The organism is Rhodococcus sp. DK176, assembly GCF_038447315.2.
Taxonomy (GTDB): domain Bacteria; phylum Actinomycetota; class Actinomycetes; order Mycobacteriales; family Mycobacteriaceae; genus Rhodococcus_F; species Rhodococcus_F jostii_A.
The window spans coordinates 6,099,976-6,123,050 of record NZ_CP118321.2 but is presented as its reverse complement, the minus strand read 5'-3'; the positions used below and the strand labels follow the sequence as shown (position 1 = coordinate 6,123,050).

The following is a 23,075-nucleotide window of genomic DNA, read 5'->3' as shown; positions in this document are numbered from 1 at the left end:
CACCCGCCCCGAGACAGATCGGAACCGTCACCATGCGTTTGGTCGTTGGATATCTCGCCACCCCCAGCGGGGAGGACGGTCTGGCCCTCGGGGCGCAGCTCGCCCGCAGTCTCGGCGCACAGCTCGACATCTGCATGGTGCTCCCGCCGGACCGGACGGTCCCGGCGAGAGTTCCGGCAGAAACCGGCTACGACGACATTCTCGCCTCCCGCGCCCAGCGCTGGCTGGACGAGGCGAAGTCGTCGGTGCCGAGCGACATCGACGTGGAAGTCCACCTGAGCTTCCACGAATCGTTCGCGCAGGGTCTCATCGACGAGGTGTCCCGGCTGGGGGCGCAGGCGATCGTCGTCGGCGCCGCCGGCGACGGACTGCTGGGGCGGCACTCCGTCGGCTCCGTGTCGACGGAACTGCTGCACTCGGCGCACGTTCCGCTGGCCCTCGCACCCCGAGGGACGCGGCACTCCTCCGCAAAGAAGATCCGCGAGGTCACCTGCGCTCTCGGGACCCGGACCGGGGCCGACGTGCTGTTGCGCACCGCGGTGCGGACGTGCGAGCGGATGAAGACCCCACTCCGCCTGGTCTCCCTCGTCGCACTCGACCCGCAGAACGACCTCCGCGATCACCGGGACACCCCCGACGACATCCGCGACCGGGCCGTCGCCCACGCGCAGAGCACCCTCGAAGTGGCGAAATCGGCTCTTCCCGAAGACTTTCCCGTGTCCGTCACGATCGCCGACGGCTCCTCCGTGGAATCGGCGGTCCGCACACTCGACTGGCAGGACGGCGACCTCGTCATGGTCGGCTCCAGCCGGCTCGCCCAACCTCATCGACTGTTCCTGGGATCCACCGCGGCCAAGATGCTCCGCGTCCTGCCGGTGCCCATGGTGGTCGTCCCCAAGCAGGAGTTCCCCAACAGTGAGTAAAACGTCCGCGACACCCGCCCCGGATCCACGCTCGTTCCCGACCGGAGGTTCAGACATGACGAACAGCGAAGGCGCACCGGCGTCGGCCGACGGCGCCGTGAGTGCCAAGGGGCTGGCCACCGGCGCGGTCGGGACCTTCTCCGGGGCGATCCTCGGGATCTCCTCCGTGGCACCGGGTTACACGCTGACGGCCAGCATCGGACTGATCGTCGCGGCGGTCGGGTTGAAGATGCCCGCCATCTTCATCGCCGGCTTCATTCCCATGTTCCTCACGGCGTACGCCTACCGTGAGCTCAACTCCGAATCCCCCGACTGCGGTGCGTCGTTCACGTGGTCGACGAAGGCGTTCGGTCCGTACGTCGGCTGGATGTGCGGCTGGGGCATGGTGATCGCCACGATCATCGTGCTCTCGAACCTCGCGGCGATCGCGGTCCAGTTCTTCTATCTGTTCATCGCGAAACTGTTCGACGCCCCGAGCATCGCCGACCTGCCCGGCAACAAATTCGTGAATGTGGGCACCACCCTGCTCTTCATCGCGCTCGCCACGTGGATCGCCAGTCGCGGCATCACCACCAGCGAGCGCCTGCAGGTCGCACTCGTCGGCTTCCAGATGGTGCTGCTCATCGCGTTCGCGGTGGTGGCACTGGTCCACGTCGGCAACGGGGACGCCCCCGCCGGGCTCTCGTTCGACCTGAGCTGGTTCAACCCGTTCACCGGACTGGCCCTCGGCGCGTTCGTGATCGGCCTGACGGGTTCGATCTTCGCGTTCTGGGGCTGGGACACCTGCCTGACGCTGGGCGAGGAGTCGAAGAACCCGAAGAAGACCCCCGGTCGCGCCGGACTGCTGTGCGTCGCGACGATTCTGCTGACCTACCTGCTCGTGTCGGTCGCGGCGATGATGTACGCCGGCGTCGGCGAGGACGGCCTCGGTCTCGGCAACCCGGACAACTCCGAGAACGTCTTCGGCGCCCTCGCCGACCCGGTTCTCGGCAACTGGGGCGGCATGCTGCTGTTCCTCGCGGTATTCGTCTCCTCGGTCGCGAGCCTGCAGACCACGTTCCTGCCTGCAGCACGCACGATGCTGGCGATGGGCGCCTACGGCGCGTTCCCCAAGAAGCTCGCCGAGGTGTCGCCGCGATTCCTGGTGCCGTCCTACGCGACAGTCGTCGCCGGTGTGGTGACCGCGGTCTTCTACACCGTCGTCACGTTCCTGTCCGAGCGCACGCTGCTCGACACGATCGCCGCGCTGGGCATCATGATCTGCTGGTACTACGGCATCACGGCATTCGCGTGTGTCTGGTATTTCCGGGACAGCCTGTTCACGAGTTTCCGCAATATCGTCTTCCGGTTCGCGTTCCCGCTGCTCGGCGGCCTCATGCTGCTCGCGGTGTTCGTGATCTCGATCCAGGAGAGCATGGACCCGGAGAACGCCAGCGGTGCGTCCATCGGCGGCATCGGCCTCGTCTTCTTCCTCGGCTTCGGCATCCTCCTGCTCGGCGCCGTGCTGATGATGATCATGCGCTTCCGCAGTCCCGCCTTCTTCCGGGGCGAGACCCTCAACCGCGACACGTCCGCGTTGCGGGACGAGGGCGATCTCACGGCTCGATCGGAGCCTGCGCCACCAAGCCCGCGATAAGCGTCCGCAGCCCGAACTCGAATGCTGCATCCGCCCGTCCGGGGTTCGGCCCGGACGTGGCGAGGGCGGCCAGCATGGCCTCGTTCGCCTCCGGAGCGGTCGCCCAGACCACTTCGGGGGCGGCGAGGTCCAGCGCCGACCCCAGCACGAAGCTGTCGACCGTCGTGATGGCGTGCAGAATCTCCTCGGGCGTGAAGCCACCGTCCGAGAATGCCTGCGCCAGCGCGTTGTACAGCCCGAAAGCCACACCGGACTGCACTGTGTGCGCGGTGAACAGAGGAATCAGCCGAGGATGCTCGGCGTAGTTGCGCCGATACTCGCGCGCCAGGCCGGCCACCGTCTCGCTCCACTTGCCGTCGGGGTCCGCCACCACGATGCCCGCCATCATGCGGGCACGCATCAATTCGATGATCTCCGCCCTCCCGGACACGTGGTTGTACAGCGAGGAGGGCCGCACCTTCAGCCGTTCGGCGAGACCCGGCATCGTGAAATCACCGGTGAGGTCCACCATGCGCATGGCAGCTTCGGTGATGATCTCCGGCGACAGCAGTCGCTGTGATGGCCGTGGCATGGGTGCCCTCCTGGTCGGTGTGTGTCACCGGCGACCAGGGTGGATACCGAAGGAATCGAAATCGTCACGCCCCACCCCTTGATCGCCGAGCATTCACCCACCATACTTAACGAATCCAATTCGTTTTAGGCGCTCGCCGAACCGAACATCCGAGGAAACACAATGTTGACGATTACCGCCCTCACCCCTCCCGAGTCCCTGTCGAGGACGCGCGAGACGGGACGCACCCCGCTCCGCGTCGGCCTCGTCCAGCACCGCTGGCACGACAACGACGAGGACCTGCGGGCCGAACTCGACGAGGGCATCGCCGCGGCAGCGAAACTCGGCGCGCGCGTGGTGTTCCTCCCCGAACTCACACTGAGCCGCTACCCCGCGTCGACGCCGGGTGGCGACAACCCGGGACGTACCGCCGAGGACCTCCTCACCGGCCCCACGTTCACGTTCGCCGCCAAGGCCGCCGCGGAACACGGCGTCCTCGTCCACGCGTCGCTGTACGAGCGGAACGACTCCGAGGACGGCGTGCAGTACGAGGACGGTCTCGGGTTCAACACGGCCATCCTCGTCGCCCCCTCCGGTGAACTGCTCGCGCGCACCCGCAAGCTGCACATTCCCGTCACCGCCGGCTACTACGAGGACACCTACTTCCGCGGCGGTCCCGCAACCGATCCGTACCCCGTCCACACCGCCGAGGCACTCGGCGGGGCGAAGCTCGGACTGCCGACGTGCTGGGACGAGTGGTTCCCCGAGGTCGCCCGCGCGTACTCGCTCGGCGGCGCCGAGATCCTGGTGTACCCCACCGCGATCGGCTCCGAGCCCGACCACCCGCAGTTCGACACCCAGCCGCTGTGGCAGCAGGTGATCGTCGGCAACGGCATCGCGAACGGCACCTTCATGGTGGTGCCCAACCGCCACGGCAGCGAAGGCCTCATCACGTTCTACGGCTCGTCGTTCATCTCCGACCCCTACGGCCGGATCCTCGCGCAGGCCCCCCGCGACGAATCCGCAGTCCTCGTCGCCGACCTCGACCTGCAGCAGCGCGAAGACTGGCTGGCCCTGTTCCCGTTCCTGGCCACCCGGCGCCCCGACACGTACGGCGTCCTCACCGAGCCGGTCGATCACGCCTCCCCGTTCGGGAGGGCCTGATGACCTGGCGCATGCCCGCGGAAGGCGAACTGCACGAACGCACCTGGATGGCCTACCCCAGTGAGGGCTACTCCCTGGGCGACACCCCCGAGGAACATCACGAGGCCCGTACCACGTGGGCCGAGGTGGCGCACGCCGTGGCCCGGTTCGAGCCCGTCACCGTCGTCGTCGACCCCGGACAGGTGTCCGCAGCCAAGGAATATCTGTCCACCGACATCGACATCGTCGAGGCGCCGCTGAACGACGCCTGGATGCGCGACATCGGACCCACATTCGTGCTGTCCGAGGACGGGCGCCTCGGCGGCGTCGACTGGATCTTCAACGGCTGGGGCGGCCAGGACTGGGCCCAGTGGGACAAGGACTCGAAGATCGGCGCACTGGTGGTCGAGCGGTCCGGGGCCGAACTCGTCGACTCGCCCATCGTCAACGAGGGCGGCGGCATCCAGGTCGACGGCCTCGGCACCGTGCTGGTGACCGAGACCGTGCAACTCGACCCCGGCCGCAACCCCGAACTGTCGAAGGCCGACATCGAGGCCGAGCTCGCCCGGACGATCGGTGCCACGAAGGTCATCTGGCTGCCGCGCGGACTGACGCGGGACCAGGACACGTACGGCACGCGCGGACATGTCGACATCGTCGCCGCCATCCCGTCACCGGGCGTCGTCCTGGTGCACGACCAGCGCAACCCCGAACACCCCGACTTCGAGGTCAGCAAGGCCGTCATCGACCTGCTGAAGCAGACCACCGACGCCCGCGGTGAGTCGTGGGAGATCATCACCGTCCCCGCGCCGACGGTCCTGCGCGACGAGGAGGGTTTCGTCGACTACAGCTACATCAACCATTTCGTCGTCAACGGCGGCGTCATCGCGTGCAGCTTCGACGATCCCGCGGACGAGGAAGCGGTCGCGATCCTGTCGGCGGCCTACCCCGGACGCACGGTCGTGTCGGTCGACGCCCGCCCGCTCTTCGCGCGCGGCGGCGGAATTCACTGCATCACCCAGCATCAGCCCGCCGTGCACTGACGCGCCTGTGAGTACTTCTTAACCGCGGGCGGTTAACAAGTACTCACGGGCTAGCGGCGGCGACGCATGTAGTCGCTGACGACGGCCGCGCCCAGACCGTCCAGCCCGGGCGCCACGACGCGTCCGCCGACCCGCTCGGCCATCCGGTCCACCACCCGCGCGAGACCGGGATCCTCACCGAGCCGGAAGAACGTGACGTGAGCGCCGAGGCGGGCGAGGGTGTCGAGTTCCCGGACCGTCAGACCGAGGGTCCGGGCGCTCGGCGGGTAGTCGAAGTACGCGAAGCCGTCCGGCTCGAGGTGGGCCGTCGGCTCACCGTCGGTGACGATCAGGACCACCGGCTGGGCGTTGGGGTGCCGGCGCAGATGGCGGGCCGCCAGCAGCAGCGCGTGATGCAGATTGGTGCCCTGGTCCCACGCGCCGTCCAGGCCGGCCAGCTCCGACGGCGTCAGCACCTGCGCGTGCCTGCCGAACGAGATGAGCTGAAGTTCGTCGCTGCGGAACCGGGTGCTCACCAAGTGGTTCAGCGCGAGGGCGGTGCGTTTCATCGGCACCCACCGGCCCTCCATCACCATCGAGAACGACGTGTCGACCAGCAGCGCGACCGCCGCCTGCGACCGCTGCTCGGTCTCCATCACCTCCACGTCCGACACGGACAACCGGACGGGGACGCGACCGCGCTCGACCGGATCGGACGCCGCCCGCAGCACGGCGTTGGTGATCGTGCGCGTGACGTCCCACGGCTCGGTGTCGCCGAACGCCCATTCTCGGGACGCTCCGGTCGGCTCCCCCATCGCCCCGGCGCGGCGCGTCTCCCGTTGCCCGCCACGCGAAGACAGCTGCTGCGCCACGTCCCGCAGAGCCGTCTGACCGAGTTGCCGCATCGCCTTGGGCGACAGGCGCCACTGGCCGTCCGCCCCGCGGTCGAAGAAGCCCTGATCGCGCAGGGCCTTCTCGAGTTCGGCGAGGGTCTGCGCATCGGCCGCCGCCTCGTCGCCGAGTTGCCGCGCCAGAGAGTCCGCATCGATGTCGTCGAGTTGTGCGCCCGCATACTGCTGCGACAGTTGCTCGGCGAGCGACTCGAGTTCCGCGATGTCCTGCAACGCCCCGGTGCCCTCGCCCAGGCCCATGCCGTCGTCGCCGCGGAACCGCTGCGCGCCCTGCCAGTCCTCACCCGGGCGCGCGGCCTGCAGATGCTGGTCCAGCCGGTCCAGCTGTCCGATCAGCGACGGATCGCCGAACGCCTGCTGCGCCAGTGCATCAAGTTCGTCGCGCTGCTCCTGCGACAGGGAGTTCCGCAGGCGCTGCGCCGCCGCCGCCCGCTGCGCCAGTGAGTCGAGCAGTTCCTCGACGTTCTGCGGGTCCTCGGGGAAGTATTCCCCGTGCTTGTCCATGAACTCGTCGAACTGTTCCTGCGTGTCCTCACCGCGGGAGTGCTTGTCCAGCAGGTCGTTGAGATCGGTGAGCATCTCGCGGATGCGTTCGCGGTCTTCTTCCGTGGCACCCTCGAGGACCTGTTTCATGCCGGCGAACCGCTGGTCCAGCACCTCTCGGCCCAGGAGGTCCCGGATCTTCTCGTAGTCCTCGCGGGCCTCCGAACTGCGCCAGTCGTAGTCGGCGAGTTCCTGCACGGCCTGCGCGGTGGACGGCGACAGTTCCTCGAGGCGCATCTCGGAGAAGCGGGCGTCGTCGTCGAGCGCGCGGGCCAGTGTCTTGCGTTCCTCGAGCACCGCGCGGTCGAGGAGTTCCCGGACCTCTTCGAGTGTGCCGTTCAGGTTGTTCCGCTTCAGCAGCTCACGGCGACGCCGATTGGCCTCGGCCGCAAGCTCGTCCAGGCCGCGCATGTCCCGGTTGCCGCGCCGGAGCATCTCGCGCAGCGCCTGCCGCGGCGACGTGCCCGCGAACACGTCGTCGCCGATCGCGGCCAGGGCCTCGCGCAGGTCCACCGGCGGTGCCAGCGGATCACCACCCTCGTACGGCCCGTACCGCGCGTTGTGCGGTCCGCGCTCCGCCTTGCGGGTCATTACGAATACACCGTCTGCCCGTTGATGTCCGGGTTCTTCGAGATCCGCCGCGCCAGGTACAGCCCTTCGAGGGCGAACTCGGCGGCCGCGGCCCTCTCGCCGTCGGACTCCGCGCCGAGACGCTCTGCCAGCTCGTCGAGGACCTCGAGTTCGGGCAGCTCGTTCAGCAGCGCCTTCGCCGTGATCCGCTCACCGGTCACCACCGGGTCGCCCTGCTCGACCGCGTCCACGAGTTCCGCCAGGTCGATGCCGCCGAGCCGGGTGCGGACCGTGTCGGCCGTCGCCCGCCGGAGCAGGTGCTCCAGGACCTCGATCTCGCGCCCCTCCTCACCGGATTCGAATTCCACCTTGCCCCGCAGCACGTCGACGACGGTCTCGAGGTCGACAGGCCGCGCGACCGGGTCTGCCTCACCGAGCACGGCGCCGCGATGCACCGCAGCGGCGCTGACGGTTTCGGCGCCTGCCACCGCGAAGCGGGCGGACACACCCGACCGCTGATCGACCGACGTCGACTCTCGGAGCAGACGGGTGAATCGGGCCAGGATCTCGAGGAGGTACTCGGGCACCTCCGCGGTGAGATGCGCTTCCTGCAGGATGACCGCGACCTCGTCGTCGAGCCGGGTCGGGTAGTGGGTGCGGATCTCGGCACCGAACCGGTCCTTCAACGGGGTGATGATGCGACCGCGGTTCGTGTAGTCCTCCGGGTTCGCGCTGGCCACCATCAGGACGTCCAGCGGGAGCCGGAGGGTGTACCCGCGGACCTGGATGTCGCGTTCCTCCATGACGTTGAGCAGCGATACCTGGATGCGTTCGGCGAGGTCGGGCAGTTCGTTGATGGCGACGATGCCCCGGTGGGCGCGGGGAACGAGCCCGAAGTGAATGGTTTCCGGGTCGCCGAGACTCCGGCCCTCCGCGACCTTGACCGGATCCACGTCGCCGACGAGGTCCGCCACCGACGTGTCGGGGGTCGCGAGTTTCTCCGAATACCGCTCGCTGCGGTGCCGCCACGCGACGGGGAGGGTGTCGCCCAGTTCCTGCGCCCGGCGGATCGACGCCGGGGTGATGGGCTCATAGGGATGCTCCCCGAGTTCGGAACCGGCGATCACCGGGGTCCATTCGTCGAGGAGCAGATTGAGGGTGCGGAGGAGGCGGGTCTTGCCCTGACCACGTTCGCCGAGCAACACCACGTCGTGACCCGCGATGAGAGCCCGTTCGAGCTGTGGTTCCACCGTCTCCTCGAAACCGACGATGCCGGGCCACGGATCACGACCGTCGCGTAGGGCCGCGAGCAGATTCTCGCGGATCTCCTCCTTGACGGTGCGTTGAACGTGGCCCGACTCGCGGAGCTCGCCGACGGTGGAAGGTCTGTGTTCCGATGACGTCACCACTCCACGCTACGAGGGTTCGAGCGAATCGGCACGCGGTTAACTCGCGCCGACCCGCCCGGGTCAGCCCTCGCGGCGCAGCGGGAGCAGTTCGCGGACCGTGCGATCGCGCAGGTACAGACCCGCCCAGACCGCGATTCCGACGTACACCGCGAACAGCACCGTGCTGAACAACGGCTTCTCGACGCGCCAGTTGGTGCGCGCGGTTCCCGACTCCGGCGTGACGGGTGTGGTCGCGGTGCTCACGATTCCTGCCCCTGTGCCGCAGCGGCATCCATCCACATGATCTCCCAGAGGTGACCGTCCGGGTCCTGGAAGCTGCGGCCGTACATGGACCCCTGGTCCATCGGGTCGTTGGAGAAGGATCCGCCCGACGCGAGCGCCTTGTCGGCCAGCGCGTCGACGGCCTCACGACTGTCCGCGGAGATGCAGATGATGGATTCGGTGGTCGTGGTGGCGTCGGCGACGGCCTTCTTGGTGAAGGTGGAGAAGAACTTCTCCGTCAGCAGCATGACGTGGATGTGCTCGCTGACGACGATCGACGACGCGTTCTCGTCCGAGAACTGCGGGTTCTTCTTATAGCCGAGCGCCTCGTAGAAGGCCGTCGACTTGCCGAGGTCCTTCACGGGGAGGTTCACGAAGATCATGGTCGACATCGAATTCTCTTTCCGTCGGTGAGGTGGAGCCGATTTCAAGTGACGAGCCATGCGACCTTTGTGGAGCAGATCACGTACCAATGTTGTAAAAAGAAATCTGATGATATCAATAGGCAACTTCGGTCTATAGTTGAAACCATGGCACGGCACGCTTACGGGCAGTACTGCGGACTCGCACACGCCCTGGACATCGTGGGACAACGCTGGGCACTGCTCATCGTCCGAGATCTCCTCGTCGGACCGCGGCGATACACGGATCTCAAGCAGGGTTTGCCCGGCATCCCGTCGAACATCCTGTCGGCCCGCCTGAAGGAACTCGAGGACGCCGACGTCATCGCGCGCCGCGCGCTGCCCCGGCCGTCGAACGCCGTGGTCTACGAACTCACCGACTACGGCAACGCTCTGGAGGACGCCGTGAAGTCGCTGGGCCGGTGGGGTGCGCGCACTCTCGGCGAACCCGACCCCGACGATGCCGTGACCGTCGACTCGATGGTGATGACCCTGCGGTCGACGTTCCACCCCGACGTCGCGCGGGACGTCAGCCTCACCTATGAACTGCGACTCGGGCCGATCGTGCTGTCGGCCCGCATCGACCGAGGCGAACTCGAGGTCGTGGAGGGCGCGGCCGACCGGCCCGACCTCGTGATCGAGACCGGGCCTGCGGTGAAGGCACTGATGGCGCGCGAGATCACCCCGGAGGACGCCATCGCCCTCGGCAGCGTGTCCGTCACCGGCGACCCGGCGCTGCTCGCCACGTTCGCCGACATCTTCAGCATTCCCTGAGGTCCGCCTACGCGGCGGCACCGTACGAGGCCACGACGTCCAACTCGTACCAGGCGGAGCGGTAGCGGTCGAACGTCACCGGATCAGCCTCCACCAGAAGGGAATCGAGCAGTACTCGCGGATCCTCGCGCCATGCCCGGACGACGTCCGCGACCGCGCGGTTCGAGAACAGACCCGACCCGGTGAGCGCCATCACCCACTCGTCGATCGCTCCCCGGTGAATCCGCTCGAGCGCCTCCCGGCGGAATCCGCCGTCGACGAAGTCGAGGGAGAACATGGCGGCGACGACATCACCGGCGGTCAGCTGTACGACGTTCATGGTGCGGCACCTTCCTGGAGTCGGGGCTGTCTCGGACGTAATCCGTTGGAACAACTGGTGATGCAGACGCTAATCGCCGATTGTGTGAGTTCTGTGATGCTTCTCTGAGATCTCGGCCGCGATGCCCGCCTGCCGTGGTCGCCGGGCCCCTACACTCCGTGCATGGAGACCTGGGTTCTGCCCGGACTGCTCGGTCTCGGCCTCGCCGCCGCGTCGGGACTGCGCACGTTCCTGCCGTTGCTGATGCTCAGCGCCGCGGTGCACTTCGAGGTGCTCGGGGTGACCCTGAACGAGTCGATGCGGTGGCTCGGTTCGACCGGGGCGCTGGTGGCGCTGTCGATCGCGACAGTGGTGGAACTGACCGCCGATCTCATCCCGTTCGTCGACACCGTGCTGTCCGTGATCGGCAACGTCACCGGCCCCGTGGCGGTGTCATCGCGACCTGGGCGGCCTTCGCGGACGTGGACCCGTCGACCGCCGCGATCGCCGGAATCGTCATCGGCGCGCCCCCGGCTCTGGCGTTCAGCACCGCGCAGACCGGCACCCGTGCCGTGAGCACGGCCTCCACCGGCGGACTGGCCAATCCCGTGGTGTCGGTGATCGAGGACGTCGTCTCGTTCGTCACATCCCTGATCGCCCTGCTGCTTCCGCTGCTCGTCATCCCGCTACTCGCGTTCCTGCTGTGGTTCGCGTGGCGGGGGGTGCAACGGGTGCGGCGACTGCGCGCGACGTGAACTGGTAGACAGTCCCCATGCCTGACACCGAGATCACGTTCGACAGCGGTGCCGTCACGTACTACGGCAGCCTCCGCACCCCCGACCACGCGAACGGGTCGGCGCCTGCCGCGCTGCTGCTCGCCGGCAGCGGTCCCACCGATCGCAACGGCGACAGCGCCCTGCTCCCCGGTGACATCGGAACGCTCCGCCACATCGCCGACGTGCTCGAACAGCACGGCATCCCCAGCCTGCGCTACGACAAGATCGGCAGCGGCGAGACCGCCCTCGGCCCCTACGAGGTGGAAGAGGTCGGGGGTCTCGGATTCACCACCTTCGTCGACGCCGCGTCCGCGGGCCTCGACTTCCTGGCCGCCCAACCCGGGGTCGACCCGTCCAGGCTGATCGTCATCGGTCACAGCGACGGCGGGCTCGTCGCCCTCGCTCTCGCCACCGCGGAAGACGAGTCGCGCGTGCGCGCCGTCGGACTGCTCGAACCGCTGAGTGTCCGGCTCCTCGATCTGCTCACCACGCAGATCCACGGACAGCTCGACGCCGTCGTCGGCACCGGCCAGCTGCCGGTGGAACTGGCCGACGAACTCCGGCTCGCCCTCGCGGACACCGTCGAATCCCTGCGCACGTCGGGGACGATCCCCGACGACCTTCCGGAACCCCTGCAGAACGCCGGGCTGGTGCACGCCAACGCGAAAGCGCTCGCGGAGGAGGACGCGCTCGACCCCCGCGCGCTGGCCGGCAGGCTGCCCGCCGGCTTCCCCGTCCTCACGAGCTGCTCCGCCAAGGACATTCAGGTGCAGCTGGCGGACGTCGACGGCCTGAACGCCGCCCTCGCGCACACCGCGCTGACACCGGTGCGGATGACGAACGCCAATCACGTCCTCAAGGACGTCGGCGACCGTCCGTCCACCGGACCGGATTACGTGGAACCGCTCCCCTACTCGGCGGAATTCACCGAACCGTTCAGCAGGTGGATCGCCGCGCTGTGATCAGTTCCCGCCCGCCCCGGTGATCACGGCCATCAGCGTGCTCGCCAGATCGGACACGAGCCCCAGGTTCTTGTCGTTGACGAGGTCTTGAAGCCCGTCGAGGCCCTCGACCTCGAGCAGCGGCGCCAGCATCTCCATCAACTCGGAGAACTGCGCCGAATCGGGTGCCGTCGACTTCGGTGCCGCCTTCGGGGTGGTCGCCTTCGGGGTGGTGGTGGTGGTCGACGACGCGCTGTCCTCGCTCGCCTCGGGCGTCGTCGTGGTGGCCGCCGGTGCCGCCGCCAGCTCCTCCGCAGGCGCCGCCTCCGACCCCGTCAGCAGGTAGGTGACGATGCCCGTCGTGATGGTGATCGCGTGCTTCAACTGGCCGTCGGTGCTCTCCAGCTGGGCGGAGTCCTCCTTGTTGGACCCGTTGCCCATCTCGACGAACACCAGCGGAATCTGAGTGAGCGCCGGTCCGGCCACATCGGCGCGGGTCTGGAGGCCGTCGTTCACGCCGGCGTAGTTGGCGGGAACGAAGCCGTCGGATTTGTAGGCGTCGCGCATCATCTTCGACGCCTCGAGGCCGCCGCCGGACTGCGCCGCGTCCGCTTTCTCATCGGGGATGGGCAGCGACGGGATGATCATGTGGAATCCGTGTTTGCTCGCGTCCTCGCCCTGCGCCGTCGAGTCCGCGTGAATGCTCACCGCGAGATCGGCATTCGATTCGCTTGCCGCACGCGCTCTTTCGTCGACGCATCCGCCCCAGCCGGTGTCGTCCTGCCGACTCAGGACGACCTTCGCGCCGAGACTCTCGAGGCTGCTCTTCACCAGCTGGGAGACGTTCCAGTTGATGGTGTGCTCGGGCACCCCGCCGAGCGACGTCATGCCGCTCGTCTGGCAGTCCTTGGTGTTGCCCCGGCCGTCGTTCACCTGCTGCGCGAGGTCGTGGCCCTCGCTGGAACCCTGATGTCCGGGGTCGAGGAACACCGTCATCCCGGACAGTTCGGTGCCGGTCGCCGTCGCCGCGGGTTCCGCCGAAACGTGAGCAGGGATGAGCACGGACGCACCCAGGACGCAGGCGCCGAGGCCGGCCTTGATCGCAAATCGGTTCATAACGGGGATGGGCGCACCGTCGCAGTCCGGGCGCCACTCTCCTTCCACAGGTGCCACTCGAGTCACATCAGCCCCGAGTGAATCAGCTGCACCGTGCGTGCGGGCAGCTCGAGGCCGGATCGAAAGCAACCTGTGACCAAAGTGTGGGGCCCAACGCGCAGTTCCGCAGGCAAACGCCGAGAGGAGGCCTGCGGTTCTGCGCACTCACACCGGGGCGCCTGCCTGCCGCAATCGGTCACGCACTCGCGCGACGATCACCTGCGGCCGCCGACGCAACTGCTCCGCGTTCACCCGCACCACCACCCACCCGAGCTCGGCGAGCCGTTCCATCCGTTCGATGTCCCACGTGCGCTGACGTTCGTCCGACCAGTGTTGTTCGCCGTCGTACTCGACGAGCACCTTTCACCTCCTCCAGCCCAGGTCCGCACGGGCGAAGACGCGGCCGCGGCGATCCTCGATCGGTATCCGAGTCTCCGGTGCGGGCAGCCCGCCACGGATCAGGACGAGGCGAGTGCGCGTCTCCGGTGGGGACTCGGCACCGGGATCCACGAGCAACACGACGTTACGCAGCGACGCGAGTCCACGTTCGCCCCGATGCCGTCCGGCCACCGAGGAAATTTCCGCCGGGCGCAGTCCGGTGTCGTGGCAGAGGGTGTCGAGTACCTCGACGGCGCGGTCGACGGGCAGCCATCGGCCCAGGTCGAAGACTGTCCGCGCCGGAGTGGTGACGAGCATATCGCCCACGCGACACACTTCGTCCGGCAGGAAGGCATCCGCACGCACTTCGATGCCGTCGACGGATCGCCGGCTGCCTCGCCGGATGAGCGTCGCCGACTCGCCCCCGCCGATCCACCGGGTTCCGTGTACGGCGGCCGCGGAGAAGCCTGCGAGTACCGCCTCACCGTTGGCCACAGCCACGCGGCACGTGCGCGGGAGAGTGCTGTCACCTCGGCACTTCTGTGCACGTACACGTCCCGGTGCAGGCGCCGGTAGGTGCGTAGACCGTGCCGCGTGAGCTGCCCGTCTCGCAGCGCTTCCGATCCCCGGAACGGTTGCTGGAATTCCCCCATCGTCGAACCCTGACAGTCCGGCACTCGACAAGAGTCGCGAATTCCGGGTCTGTGGATAACGCACGTCGCGAATCGCGCTGATCGGCGTCGGCGGGCATCTCCACAGAAGCGTCATTGCGCAGAACTGTTAGGTAAACATCGAGTACAACCCTGCATTTCTGCACAGCGGCCGGATATTGGAAGTGCAAACCCTCAACCGGTGATGTACGGTCATCTACCAACCAGCAACGACACGCAGAAAGGTACGGCCATGATGCAGCTTCACGCGCTCTTCGCATCCGTACCCGCATGGCGTCGCTGCTTCGCCGACAAGCACATCACCAAGTTCGGCGCACCCCGAGAATGTTGAGACTCAACCAAGTCATTCTCGGGCACCCAGGGCAAACCCCTCGGGTGCCTTTTCTTTTACCTTTCACTTTCAGGAGCACCCCATGAAACTTCGCATCAACCAACTGTCCACTTCTCCCCCGTATCTCGATCTGCCGGACGACCTCACCGGTTACGCCGTTACCCTCGACCTGTCGCACTGCGATGCCGCCCACGAGGCCGGCCTGGGTGTGCTGATCAGCGAGGTCCGCAGCCGCGGCGCCGCCCGCGTGGTCATCACCGGTTCGCCTCGCGAACTCCAGGGCACGGGCCGAGCCCACGGGGCCGCAGCCGCCTGACGACGCAGAACGGGCCCCGGCATGACGCCGAGACCCGTTCGAGAGCTGCCGAATGCTAGTGCGCGAAGTGCCGCGCACCCGTCAGGTACATGGTGATGCCGGCTTCCTTGGCCGCATCGATCACCTCGTTGTCGCGGACGGAACCACCCGGCTGCACGACTGCCTTGACGCCTGCGTTCGCGAGCACCTGCAGTCCGTCGGGGAACGGGAAGAAGGCGTCCGACGCGCCCACCGACCCGACCACCCGGTCACCGGCCCGCTGCACCGCAAGGTGCGCGGAGTCGACGCGGTTGACCTGGCCCATGCCGACGCCGACCGACGCACCGTCGGAGGCGAGCAGGATCGCGTTGGATTTCACCGAACGGCACGCGCGCCACGCGAACTCGAGATCCTTCAGGGTCTGTTCGTCGGCGGCGTCGCCGACGGCCAGCGTCCAGTTGGCGGGGTCGTCACCCTCGGCGTCGAGCACGTCGCGCTCCTGGAGGAGCGCTCCCCCGGACACGGGACGCAGTTCGATTCCCGTCGCGGTGGGTGCCTGGGCAAGGAGGACGCGAATGTTCTTCTTGCGCTGCAAGACTCCGAGCGCACCGTCCGCGTAGGACGGGGCGATGATCACCTCGGTGAAGATCTCGGCGACCTGCTCGGCCATCTCGACGGTGATCTCGCGGTTCGCGGCGATGACCCCGCCGTACGCGCTGACCGGGTCGCAGGCGTGCGCCTTGCGGTGCGCCTCGGCGATGTCGGCTCCGACCGCGATGCCACACGGGTTCGCGTGCTTGATGATCGCGACAGCCGGCTCACTGAAGTCGAAGGCCGCACGCCAGGCTGCGTCACCGTCGGTGTAGTTGTTGTACGACATTTCCTTGCCGTGCAACTGCTCCGCCTGGGCCAGACCGGCCGGGGCGGCAGGGTTCACGTAGAGGGCGGCAGCCTGGTGCGGGTTCTCGCCGTACCGCAGGACGGCCGAGCGGTCCCAGGTGGCGCCTGCCCACTCGGGGAACTGCGAGTCACCGGGTTCAACCAGCGTGGACGTCATCCAGCTGGCGACCGCGACGTCGTACGACGCGGTGTGCTGGAACGCCTGCGCGGCGAGCGCGGTGCGCTCGGGCAGCGTGAAACCGCCGTCGGCGACCGCGGTGAGCACGTCGTCGTAGCGGGCGGGATCCACCACGACCGCGACCGACGGGTGGTTCTTCGCGGCGGCGCGCACCATGGACGGCCCGCCGATGTCGATCTGCTCGACGCACTCGTCGGGGGTCGCACCCGATGCGACGGTCTGCGTGAACGGATACAGGTTCACGACCACCAGCTGGAACGCCTCGATGCCGAGTTCCTCGAGCTGCGCAAGGTGCTCCGGCTTCCGGGTGTCGGCGAGGATGCCGGCGTGCACCCGCGGATGCAGCGTCTTGACCCGGCCCTCGAGGCATTCGGGGAAGCCCGTCAGCGCCTCGACGGGGGTGACCGGGATGCCGGCGTCGGCGATCTTCGCTGCGGTCGACCCTGTCGACACCAGCTCGACGCCTGCCTTGTGCAGGCCCGTAGCCAGTTCGACCAGACCGGTCTTGTCGTAGACGCTGACGAGCGCTCGGCGTACTGCCTTGCGTTCACTCACTGGGGATCACGGCCTTTCGTCCATCGGAAACAACTCCACGGGTGGCGACAGCGGCGATGACGTCCGCCAACAACCGTCGCTCCACAGTCTTGATGCGCTCGTGCAGGGTCGACTCGTCGTCGCCGTCGAGCACGGGCACGGGTTCCTGCGCCAGGATCGGGCCGGTGTCGACACCCGCGTCCACGAGGTGGACGGTCGATCCCGACACCTTCACGCCGTAGGCCAGCGCATCCGGGACCGCGTGCGCGCCGGGGAATGCGGGCAGCAACGCGGGATGCGTGTTGATGATGCGACCGCCGAAGCGATCCAGGAAGGCGGGGCCGAGGATCTTCATGAACCCCGCCGACACGACGAGCGACGGCTGGTGCGAGGCGACGGCCTCGGTCAGCGCGACGTCCCAGGCGGCACGGTCGGCGTGGTCGCGCAGGCTCACCCGGAAGTGGGGAATGCCCGCCGCGTTCGCGTGGGTGGTCGCGTCACAGTCGCGGTCGACGCCGACGGCGACGATCTCGGCGGGATACCCGTCCGTGTGTGTTGCTTCGATCAGCGACCTCAGGAGGGTTCCCGCACCGGAGGCGAGTACGACGATCCGCGCCGGCGAACCGGTCGTGGGCTCCAGGTGGTCACGCGAGGAAGTCAGCGCTCTACTCCTGAACAATCGAAAGGCCGGGTGAATCGAAAGACGGGCGAAAATGGGGGCGGTCGCATCGTCGACCGACCAAGAGCCTAGTCGCTGGGGGTTGCGGGCCCTCGGGGCAGGTCGGCTTCCGTGCTCTCGGCGGCGTCTCCGGACCCCTCCGGTTCCTCCGCCGCCGTGTCGTCCTCGACCTCGACATCCACCACGACCTCGGCGTCGGAGTCGGTGTCCTGCGGTGCAACCGGCGCCGCCGGTGCTTCGGCGTCATCGACGAGTTCGGCTTCGATCACCCGACTCGGCGCGACGTCTTCAGGGACCACCGGCTCCTCGGTGATCGGGGCGGCGATCGCCGGGACCTCCTCCGCGCCGGGAAGGTGCGGCTCCTCGTCCTCGGTGTCGGCGTCGTCCTCGTCCGCGGCGCCCCGGCTCCGATGCCAGGCCACGACCACCGCCGTCACCGCGCCCGCGAGTCCGAGCCATGCGAACGTGAGCAGCCCGAACGCCCACCAGTTCAGCTCGACCGTGCCGAATGCGCCGAGCCTGCCGCCGGACACGAGGCCGAGTACCGCCGTCACCACGCCCACCCCAGCGGCAGCGGTCAGCACGGTGAACAGCGCTTCCTGCCCGGCGACGCGGCGCCCGCAATCGCGTCCGAGCATCACACCGATCAGCAGCGGAATCACCAGCAGCGCAGGCCACGCGCCACCCGACACCCCGTCGGGAACGGCGCCGAGCAGCGGCAACGGCGGCAATGAACCACCGACGTTCCCGAACACGCTGACCGAGACGTCCCCGATCTGCGCCGTCCCTCCCATGACCGCGGCCGCGGCACCCACCACGACGTTCGGCAGATACAGCACCGACAAGATCGTCAGTCCGAGCATTCCGACGACGCCGTCGCCACGTTCGAGCAGCGAGCCGACCGTCGACCACTCCATCAGCAGCGAGATGGTAACCATGACCGCGCCGGCACCGAGAATCGCCGTCAACGCACGCAGTCCCGGCCGCACCGCGTCCCGGACCCACGACGGAACCTGCGCACCCAGCGTCGGCCACATCGCGACCGTCACACCGATCACCGACGCGAGCAGGTGCACGAACAGCACCCACCCGAACGCGGCGAGCGCGTTCGGGGAAGACAACGGGATGACCGCCGACGCGTCCGCGATGACAGCGAGGCTGATCGCCGTCACGACCAGCGGTCCGGCCACCGCAGCGCCGATCACCTGCAGAGCGTGCCGCCGCGAGGATGCCGGGTGCACCACGCCGGCGCAGCCACGGGCGACCACCCACACCATCCCCGCTGTCGGGATCAACGGGAGGACTCCGAGTGACGTGCCGTCGATCGTCAACGGCACCTGGTGAATCGCCAGCCACGACGCCGCGATGGCACCGAACGTTCCGGTGAGGTCGCTGTTCGCCGCCACCAGCGTGACGACGATGAGTGCGGACAACAGGACGACGGTGACGCCCGCCGGCCGGAACGCGACAGCGAGCAATGCCCGCATCTCGTCGGCGTCGGGCACGGGTCGCTGTCGCGGGACTTGCCGCTCCTCGTCACCGACGGCTCGCCGTCGAGCACCCTGCGCGACGCGCTGCGCACGATCAACCAAAGAACTCATCCCCTCGAGAGTGGCACTCCGACGCCGCGACAGCGGTCAGGCGCGCCGCACAGAAGTGGCCTCCGACCACGTTCGGTCAGAGGCCACCTTGCTGGTTGGGCCGCTACTTGTCGTCCCTGTCGGCACGCGTGTCGAACGCCTGGGTCGGCGCGCTGTAGCCCTCCGATTCGGGCTTGTCGACCGATTCGGCCGGCTTCGCCTCGGTGGACGGCTGCTCGCCGTACTCCAGCGTGCGCTCGACGGGGGACGACTCCGACTGCGAGCCGTACGCAGGCGCCGCGTGCTGCGCGGAACCGTAGCTGGTCCCGGCCGGGTACTGCGAGCTGGGCGTTCCGGTGGACTGCGACGGGCTCGACGGCTGCGAGTACCCCTGGTACTGCGGCTGCTGGTAGGCGGTGGTCGGGGCGTCGTACGACGCAGACCCGGCAGCACCCGCAGCGGCCCCGTAACCGGGCTGCTGGGGCTGCCCGTAGCCCTGGCCGTAGCCGGGCTGGCCCTGCGCGGGCTGACCTTGCTGGCCGTAACCCTGCTGGCCGTAGCCGGGCTGGTTCTGCTGCCCGTAGCCGGGCTGCGACTGGCTCTGCTGCCCGTAACCCTGCGGCGCGCTCTGGCCGTAGCCCTGCGGCGGCTGTCCGTACGACTGCTGCGAGCCCTGCCCGTAGCCCTGCGGGGCGCCCTGGCCGTAACCCTGCGACGCCTGACCGGGCTGACCGAAGCCTGCGGCTGCGGACGGCTTGGGCGCCGGCTGCTTGAGAAGACCGATGTCGAACAGTGTGGCCGCGACGGCCACAGCCGACTGGATGAATCCGAGAACGAGGATCAGGATCGCGCCCCAACCGGAATCCGCGTCGACGTTCAGGAACACGAACAACGCGACAACCCAGCCAGCGACGGACGCCGCCGCTGCCGCGCCCGCATAGGACTGCTTCGGAAGGAGCGAGACCGCCGCGAGGAGACCTCCGAGGAACAGCAGGCCGAGCCCGTCCGTGTTCGCTTCGAACGAGTTCACGGACTCTCGCGCCAAGGTGGCGTACGGGGCGAACCCGAGCAGTAGATTGAGGACACCGAGAACTGCGACACCGATCAGAAGGAAGAAGCCCAGGCCTTTCGGTTCTCCCCCTGCAGTCGGTTGCGCGGGCGGACCGTAACTCGGTCCTCCGGGCGTGAACGTCATGACTTCTCCTAGTCGACAAGTGGTCGTCTGCGTGCGCTCTTCCGACGCTAGCCTACGTATACCCGGCGGTCACTGCCGTCACTCGCGGCACGCAGCGGCGGGAACAGTGCAGGAGACAATGGTCCAGTGCCGTACACCCTCGCTCCCCGCACCGCCGATCTCACCCTCGAGACGGAGGTGAAGCACTCCCGTTTCATCGCCGCCCTGCGGCGCGTCGAGGACACAGAGGCGGCGCAGGCTTTCGTCCAGGATCAGCGGCGCGCGTATCCCGATGCGCGACATCACTGTTCGGCGTACATCATCGGCAACGGGCCCAGTGACCGGGTCGAGCGTGCGAGCGACGACGGCGAACCCGGTGGCACCGCAGGCATACCGATGCTGCAGGTACTCAAGGCCCGTGATCTCGTCGACGTCACGGTGGTCGTGACACGGTACTTCGGGGGAATCAAGCTGGGGGCGGGCGGACTGGTGCGCGCCTACTCCGGCGCGGTGGCCACGGCGGTCGATGCCGCACCGCTCGTCCGAAGGGAACTGCGCCACCTGCACACCCTCGCCGTCGGCCACGCCGAGGCGGGACGCGTCGAGTCGGAGTTGCGTGGGCGGGGCGTCGTCGTGGTGGACACGACATACGGGGAATCCGCGGTCCTCACCCTCGCGGCGAGGGACTCGGCGGAGCTGGCCGATCTGGTCGCTGCCGTCACGTCGGGGACGGGGACACTCGATCCGGCCGGGGAGATGTGGGTCGATGCCTGAACGACCCGTGCGTGGTCGACGAGTGTCTGGACTCGTCGACCACGCACGGGCGCGGAGCGCCTAGGCCTGGACGGTCAGGCTCTGCAGGATCTCGCGAGCGAGCGCAGCGGTCTCGGACGGCGTCTTGCCGACCTTCACGCCGGCAGCCTCGAGGGCGTCCTTCTTGGCCTGCGCGGTGCCCGAGGAACCGGAGACGATGGCGCCTGCGTGGCCCATGGTCTTGCCCTCGGGGGCGGTGAAGCCCGCGACGTAGCCGACGACCGGCTTGGTGACGTTCGCCTTGATGTAGTCGGCGGCACGCTCCTCGGCGTCGCCACCGATCTCACCGATCATCACGATGACCTTGGTCTCGGGGTCCTTCTCGAACGCCTCGATGGCGTCGATGTGGGTGGTGCCGATGACCGGGTCGCCGCCGATGCCGATGGCGGTGGAGAAGCCGAAGTCACGCAGCTCGAACATCATCTGGTAGGTCAGCGTGCCGGACTTGGACACGAGACCGATCGGGCCGGTGCCCGCGATGTTGGCCGGGGTGATGCCGACCAGCGACTCGCCGGGGGTGATGATGCCGGGGCAGTTGGGTCCGATGATGCGGGTCTTGTTGCCCTTGGAGACGTTGTACGCCCAGGCGTACGCCGAGTCCTGCACCGGGATGCCCTCGGTGATGACCACGAGCAGCGGGATCTCCGCGTCGATGGCCTCGACGATGGCGTCCTTGGCGAAGGCCGGGGGAACGAACGCGATGGAGACGTCCGCGCCGGTCTTCTCGATGGCCTCGGCGACGGTGCCGAAGACGGGCAGCTCGACGCCGCCGTCGTGGGTGACGGTGGTGCCGGCCTTACGGGCGTTGACACCGCCGACGACCTGGGTGCCGGCCTTGAGCATCAGCGCGGTGTGCTTGGTGCCCTCGCCGCCGGTGATGCCCTGGACGATGACCTTGGAGTCCTTGGTCAGGAAGATAGCCATGTTTTTTGAGTCCCTTTACTTTGCGGCGAAGGCCAGCTCGGCAGCCTTGTCGGCAGCCTCGTCCATGGTTCCGACGACCGTGACCAGCGGGTGGGCGGCCTCGGCGAGGATACGACGACCCTCTTCGACGTTGTTGCCGTCCAGGCGGACGACCAGCGGCTTGTTGGCCTCGTCACCGAGCGTCTTCAGGGCGCCGACGATGCCGTTGGCGACCGCGTCACACGCGGTGATGCCACCGAAAACGTTCACGAACACGCTCTTGACCTGCGCGTCGTTCAGGATGACGTCCAGGCCGTTCGCCATGACCTCTGCGGAGGCACCGCCACCGATGTCGAGGAAGTTGGCCGGCTTCACGCCACCGTGCTTCTCACCTGCGTAGGCGACGACGTCCAGGGTCGACATGACCAGGCCGGCGCCGTTACCGATGATGCCGACCTCACCGTCGAGCTTGACGTAGTTGAGGTCGTTTTCCTTGGCCTTGAGCTCGAGCGGGTCCGTGGCGTCCTTGTCCTCGAACGCCTCGTGGCCGGGCTGACGGAACGCAGCGTTCTCGTCCAGCGTGACCTTGCCGTCGAGCGCGAGGATCTGGTCGTCCGGCGTGCGGACGAGCGGGTTGACCTCGACGAGGAGAGCGTCTTCGTTGATGAAGACCTCCCACAGCTTCTGGATCGTCACGGCCGCTGCGTCGAGCACCTCGGCGGGCAGCTTTCCTGCCTCGGCGATGCTGCGCGCGAACGCGAGGTCGACACCCTTGACGGCGTCCACGGGGATCTTCGCGAGAGCGTCGGGGTTCTCCTCGGCGGTGACCTCGATCTCGACGCCACCCTCGACCGAGCACATGGCCAGGTAGGTGCGGTTGGTGCGGTCGAGCAGGAAGGAGATGTAGTACTCCTCGGCGATGTCACTCGCCTCTGCGACCAGCAGCTTCTTGACGACATGACCCTTGATGTCGAGGCCCAGGATCGCCTCGGCGTTGGCCTGGGCGGCATCGGCGTCGGCGGAGTACTTGACGCCGCCGGCCTTGCCGCGGCCTCCGACCTTGACCTGCGCCTTGACCATCACGGGCTTGCCGATTTCTTCGGCAATCTCGCGTGCGCCGGCGACCGTGTCGGTAACACGCCCAGCCGAAGTCGGCACCTCGTGCTTGGCGAAGAGTTCCTTCGCCTGGTATTCGAAGAGATCCATCTGCTCACCGTCTCGTCTGCGTTGACACCCGCTCGAGGGGTAGGAGCGGGTCTGTTTTGGACTTTAACCAGTTGCCGGGCCCGGTCTGCGCCCGCGTGTCTGCTATGTGGTCCACATCAC

General features: G+C 68.0%; 21 protein-coding genes and 2 pseudogenes. 9 read left to right on the top strand and 14 right to left on the bottom strand.

Annotation, left to right across the window (positions count from 1 at the left end):
• The first annotated feature begins 32 nt into the window (after positions 1–32).
• A complete protein-coding gene (locus PSR88_RS28440) occupies positions 33–923 on the top strand; it encodes a universal stress protein (RefSeq protein ID WP_016883510.1) in 891 nt (296 codons plus the stop codon).
• Positions 924–978: 55 nt separating this feature from the next.
• Positions 979–2,559: an APC family permease gene (locus tag PSR88_RS28435; protein ID WP_011597750.1), complete on the top strand. Its 1,581-nt coding sequence runs from the start codon at positions 979–981 to the stop codon at positions 2,557–2,559.
• Here the strand turns inward: PSR88_RS28435 and PSR88_RS28430 are convergent.
• Positions 2,519–3,130: a TetR/AcrR family transcriptional regulator gene (locus tag PSR88_RS28430; protein ID WP_005238594.1), complete on the bottom strand. Its 612-nt coding sequence runs from the start codon at positions 3,128–3,130 to the stop codon at positions 2,519–2,521. The two genes, PSR88_RS28435 and PSR88_RS28430, sit on opposite strands and share 41 nt — an antisense overlap.
• 162 nt (positions 3,131–3,292) lie before the next feature.
• Between PSR88_RS28430 and PSR88_RS28425 the strand changes: the two genes are divergently transcribed.
• Both PSR88_RS28425 and PSR88_RS28420 read left to right on the top strand, forming a co-directional pair.
• On the top strand, positions 3,293–4,273 hold the full coding sequence (locus tag PSR88_RS28425) for a nitrilase-related carbon-nitrogen hydrolase (protein ID WP_016883511.1): 981 nt from the start codon (positions 3,293–3,295) through the stop codon (positions 4,271–4,273).
• Complete coding sequence (locus PSR88_RS28420; protein ID WP_016883512.1) at positions 4,273–5,295, top strand: agmatine/peptidylarginine deiminase; 1,023 nt, start codon at positions 4,273–4,275, stop codon at positions 5,293–5,295. Before PSR88_RS28425 ends, PSR88_RS28420 begins: the two co-directional genes overlap by 1 nt.
• A 50-nt stretch (positions 5,296–5,345) precedes the next feature.
• On the opposite strand, the gene PSR88_RS28415 is transcribed toward PSR88_RS28420, so the two are convergent.
• The 4 genes from PSR88_RS28415 to PSR88_RS28400 all read right to left on the bottom strand — a co-directional run bounded on the left by PSR88_RS28415 (position 5,346) and on the right by PSR88_RS28400 (position 9,360).
• Entirely contained in the window at positions 5,346–7,319 is a 1,974-nt protein-coding gene (locus tag PSR88_RS28415) for a vWA domain-containing protein (RefSeq protein ID WP_016883513.1), read from the bottom strand.
• Entirely contained in the window at positions 7,319–8,704 is a 1,386-nt protein-coding gene (locus PSR88_RS28410) for a sigma 54-interacting transcriptional regulator (protein ID WP_009478852.1), read from the bottom strand. The genes PSR88_RS28415 and PSR88_RS28410 overlap by 1 nt, the downstream gene beginning before the upstream one ends.
• Positions 8,705–8,767: 63 nt before the next feature.
• Positions 8,768–8,950, bottom strand: a complete 183-nt coding sequence (locus PSR88_RS28405) for a hypothetical protein (protein WP_016883514.1) — start codon at positions 8,948–8,950, stop codon at positions 8,768–8,770.
• On the bottom strand, positions 8,947–9,360 hold the full coding sequence (locus PSR88_RS28400; protein WP_029539523.1) for a VOC family protein: 414 nt from the start codon (positions 9,358–9,360) through the stop codon (positions 8,947–8,949). Before PSR88_RS28400 ends, PSR88_RS28405 begins: the two co-directional genes overlap by 4 nt.
• Before the next feature lie 138 nt (positions 9,361–9,498).
• On the opposite strand from PSR88_RS28400, the gene PSR88_RS28395 reads away from it, so the two are divergent.
• A complete protein-coding gene (locus PSR88_RS28395) occupies positions 9,499–10,143 on the top strand; it encodes a winged helix-turn-helix transcriptional regulator (RefSeq protein WP_016883516.1) in 645 nt (214 codons plus the stop codon).
• 7 nt (positions 10,144–10,150) lie between these two features.
• On the opposite strand, the gene PSR88_RS28390 is transcribed toward PSR88_RS28395, so the two are convergent.
• Positions 10,151–10,462: a hypothetical protein gene (locus PSR88_RS28390; protein WP_011597744.1), complete on the bottom strand. Its 312-nt coding sequence runs from the start codon at positions 10,460–10,462 to the stop codon at positions 10,151–10,153.
• A gap of 162 nt (positions 10,463–10,624) precedes the next feature.
• On the opposite strand from PSR88_RS28390, the pseudogene PSR88_RS28385 reads away from it, so the two are divergent.
• Both PSR88_RS28385 and PSR88_RS28380 read left to right on the top strand, forming a co-directional pair.
• Positions 10,625–11,196 (top strand): annotated as a pseudogene (locus PSR88_RS28385) (DUF4126 domain-containing protein).
• A gap of 17 nt (positions 11,197–11,213) precedes the next feature.
• Positions 11,214–12,179, top strand: a complete 966-nt coding sequence (locus PSR88_RS28380; RefSeq protein ID WP_016883517.1) for a serine aminopeptidase domain-containing protein — start codon at positions 11,214–11,216, stop codon at positions 12,177–12,179.
• Here PSR88_RS28380 and PSR88_RS28375 read toward each other — a convergent pair whose 3' ends face one another.
• Both PSR88_RS28375 and PSR88_RS28370 read right to left on the bottom strand, forming a co-directional pair.
• Complete coding sequence (locus PSR88_RS28375; protein ID WP_009478845.1) at positions 12,180–13,274, bottom strand: N-acetylmuramoyl-L-alanine amidase; 1,095 nt, start codon at positions 13,272–13,274, stop codon at positions 12,180–12,182. It lies immediately after the preceding gene.
• A 204-nt stretch (positions 13,275–13,478) separates the two neighbouring features.
• Positions 13,479–14,344, bottom strand: a pseudogene (locus tag PSR88_RS28370) (DUF559 domain-containing protein).
• Positions 14,345–14,775: 431 nt separating this feature from the next.
• Between PSR88_RS28370 and PSR88_RS28365 the strand changes: the two are divergent.
• Positions 14,776–15,009 carry a hypothetical protein gene (locus PSR88_RS28365; protein WP_009478842.1) on the top strand — a complete coding sequence of 78 codons (234 nt, stop codon included), beginning with the start codon at positions 14,776–14,778 and terminating at the stop codon, positions 15,007–15,009.
• Between the two features lie 55 nt (positions 15,010–15,064).
• Here PSR88_RS28365 and purH read toward each other — a convergent pair whose 3' ends face one another.
• The 4 genes from purH to PSR88_RS28345 form a co-directional block, all read right to left on the bottom strand.
• The gene (gene purH / locus PSR88_RS28360) at positions 15,065–16,621 is read right to left on the bottom strand and encodes a bifunctional phosphoribosylaminoimidazolecarboxamide formyltransferase/IMP cyclohydrolase (RefSeq protein WP_011597739.1); all 1,557 of its coding nucleotides are present in this window, start codon (positions 16,619–16,621) and stop codon (positions 15,065–15,067) included.
• On the bottom strand, positions 16,614–17,279 hold the full coding sequence (purN, locus tag PSR88_RS28355; RefSeq protein ID WP_009478840.1) for a phosphoribosylglycinamide formyltransferase: 666 nt from the start codon (positions 17,277–17,279) through the stop codon (positions 16,614–16,616). Before purN ends, purH begins: the two co-directional genes overlap by 8 nt.
• 68 nt (positions 17,280–17,347) lie before the next feature.
• Positions 17,348–18,871, bottom strand: coding sequence for a DUF6350 family protein (locus tag PSR88_RS28350; protein WP_011597738.1), 1,524 nt, complete (start codon positions 18,869–18,871; stop codon positions 17,348–17,350).
• A gap of 112 nt (positions 18,872–18,983) precedes the next feature.
• Positions 18,984–20,054: a DUF5336 domain-containing protein gene (locus tag PSR88_RS28345; RefSeq protein WP_016883521.1), complete on the bottom strand. Its 1,071-nt coding sequence runs from the start codon at positions 20,052–20,054 to the stop codon at positions 18,984–18,986.
• A 126-nt stretch (positions 20,055–20,180) separates the two neighbouring features.
• On the opposite strand from PSR88_RS28345, the gene PSR88_RS28340 reads away from it, so the two are divergent.
• Positions 20,181–20,807, top strand: coding sequence for an IMPACT family protein (locus PSR88_RS28340; RefSeq protein WP_016883522.1), 627 nt, complete (start codon positions 20,181–20,183; stop codon positions 20,805–20,807).
• Between the two features lie 60 nt (positions 20,808–20,867).
• Here the strand turns inward: PSR88_RS28340 and sucD are convergent, their stop codons facing one another.
• The gene (gene sucD / locus PSR88_RS28335) at positions 20,868–21,770 is read right to left on the bottom strand and encodes a succinate--CoA ligase subunit alpha (RefSeq protein ID WP_005238543.1); all 903 of its coding nucleotides are present in this window, start codon (positions 21,768–21,770) and stop codon (positions 20,868–20,870) included.
• Between the two features lie 15 nt (positions 21,771–21,785).
• Positions 21,786–22,955, bottom strand: coding sequence for an ADP-forming succinate--CoA ligase subunit beta (gene sucC, locus PSR88_RS28330; protein ID WP_005238541.1), 1,170 nt, complete (start codon positions 22,953–22,955; stop codon positions 21,786–21,788).
• Positions 22,956–23,075 lie beyond the last annotated feature (120 nt).

Bases quoted from the DNA above. Each gene is read 5' to 3' on its own strand.
- PSR88_RS28440 (WP_016883510.1), top strand. From the start codon at position 33: ATGCGTTTGGTCGTTGGATATCTCGCCACCCCCAGCGGGGAGGACGGT.
- PSR88_RS28435 (WP_011597750.1), top strand. From the start codon at position 979: ATGACGAACAGCGAAGGCGCACCGGCGTCGGCCGACGGCGCCGTGAGT.
- PSR88_RS28430 (WP_005238594.1), bottom strand. From the start codon at position 3,130: ATGCCACGGCCATCACAGCGACTGCTGTCGCCGGAGATCATCACCGAA.
- PSR88_RS28425 (WP_016883511.1), top strand. From the start codon at position 3,293: ATGTTGACGATTACCGCCCTCACCCCTCCCGAGTCCCTGTCGAGGACG.
- PSR88_RS28420 (WP_016883512.1), top strand. From the start codon at position 4,273: ATGACCTGGCGCATGCCCGCGGAAGGCGAACTGCACGAACGCACCTGG.
- PSR88_RS28415 (WP_016883513.1), bottom strand. From the start codon at position 7,319: ATGACCCGCAAGGCGGAGCGCGGACCGCACAACGCGCGGTACGGGCCG.
- PSR88_RS28400 (WP_029539523.1), bottom strand. From the start codon at position 9,360: ATGTCGACCATGATCTTCGTGAACCTCCCCGTGAAGGACCTCGGCAAG.
- PSR88_RS28395 (WP_016883516.1), top strand. From the start codon at position 9,499: ATGGCACGGCACGCTTACGGGCAGTACTGCGGACTCGCACACGCCCTG.
- PSR88_RS28390 (WP_011597744.1), bottom strand. From the start codon at position 10,462: ATGAACGTCGTACAGCTGACCGCCGGTGATGTCGTCGCCGCCATGTTC.
- PSR88_RS28380 (WP_016883517.1), top strand. From the start codon at position 11,214: ATGCCTGACACCGAGATCACGTTCGACAGCGGTGCCGTCACGTACTAC.
- PSR88_RS28375 (WP_009478845.1), bottom strand. From the start codon at position 13,274: ATGAACCGATTTGCGATCAAGGCCGGCCTCGGCGCCTGCGTCCTGGGT.
- PSR88_RS28365 (WP_009478842.1), top strand. From the start codon at position 14,776: ATGAAACTTCGCATCAACCAACTGTCCACTTCTCCCCCGTATCTCGAT.
- PSR88_RS28345 (WP_016883521.1), bottom strand. From the start codon at position 20,054: ATGACGTTCACGCCCGGAGGACCGAGTTACGGTCCGCCCGCGCAACCG.
- sucD (WP_005238543.1), bottom strand. From the start codon at position 21,770: ATGGCTATCTTCCTGACCAAGGACTCCAAGGTCATCGTCCAGGGCATC.
- sucC (WP_005238541.1), bottom strand. From the start codon at position 22,955: ATGGATCTCTTCGAATACCAGGCGAAGGAACTCTTCGCCAAGCACGAG.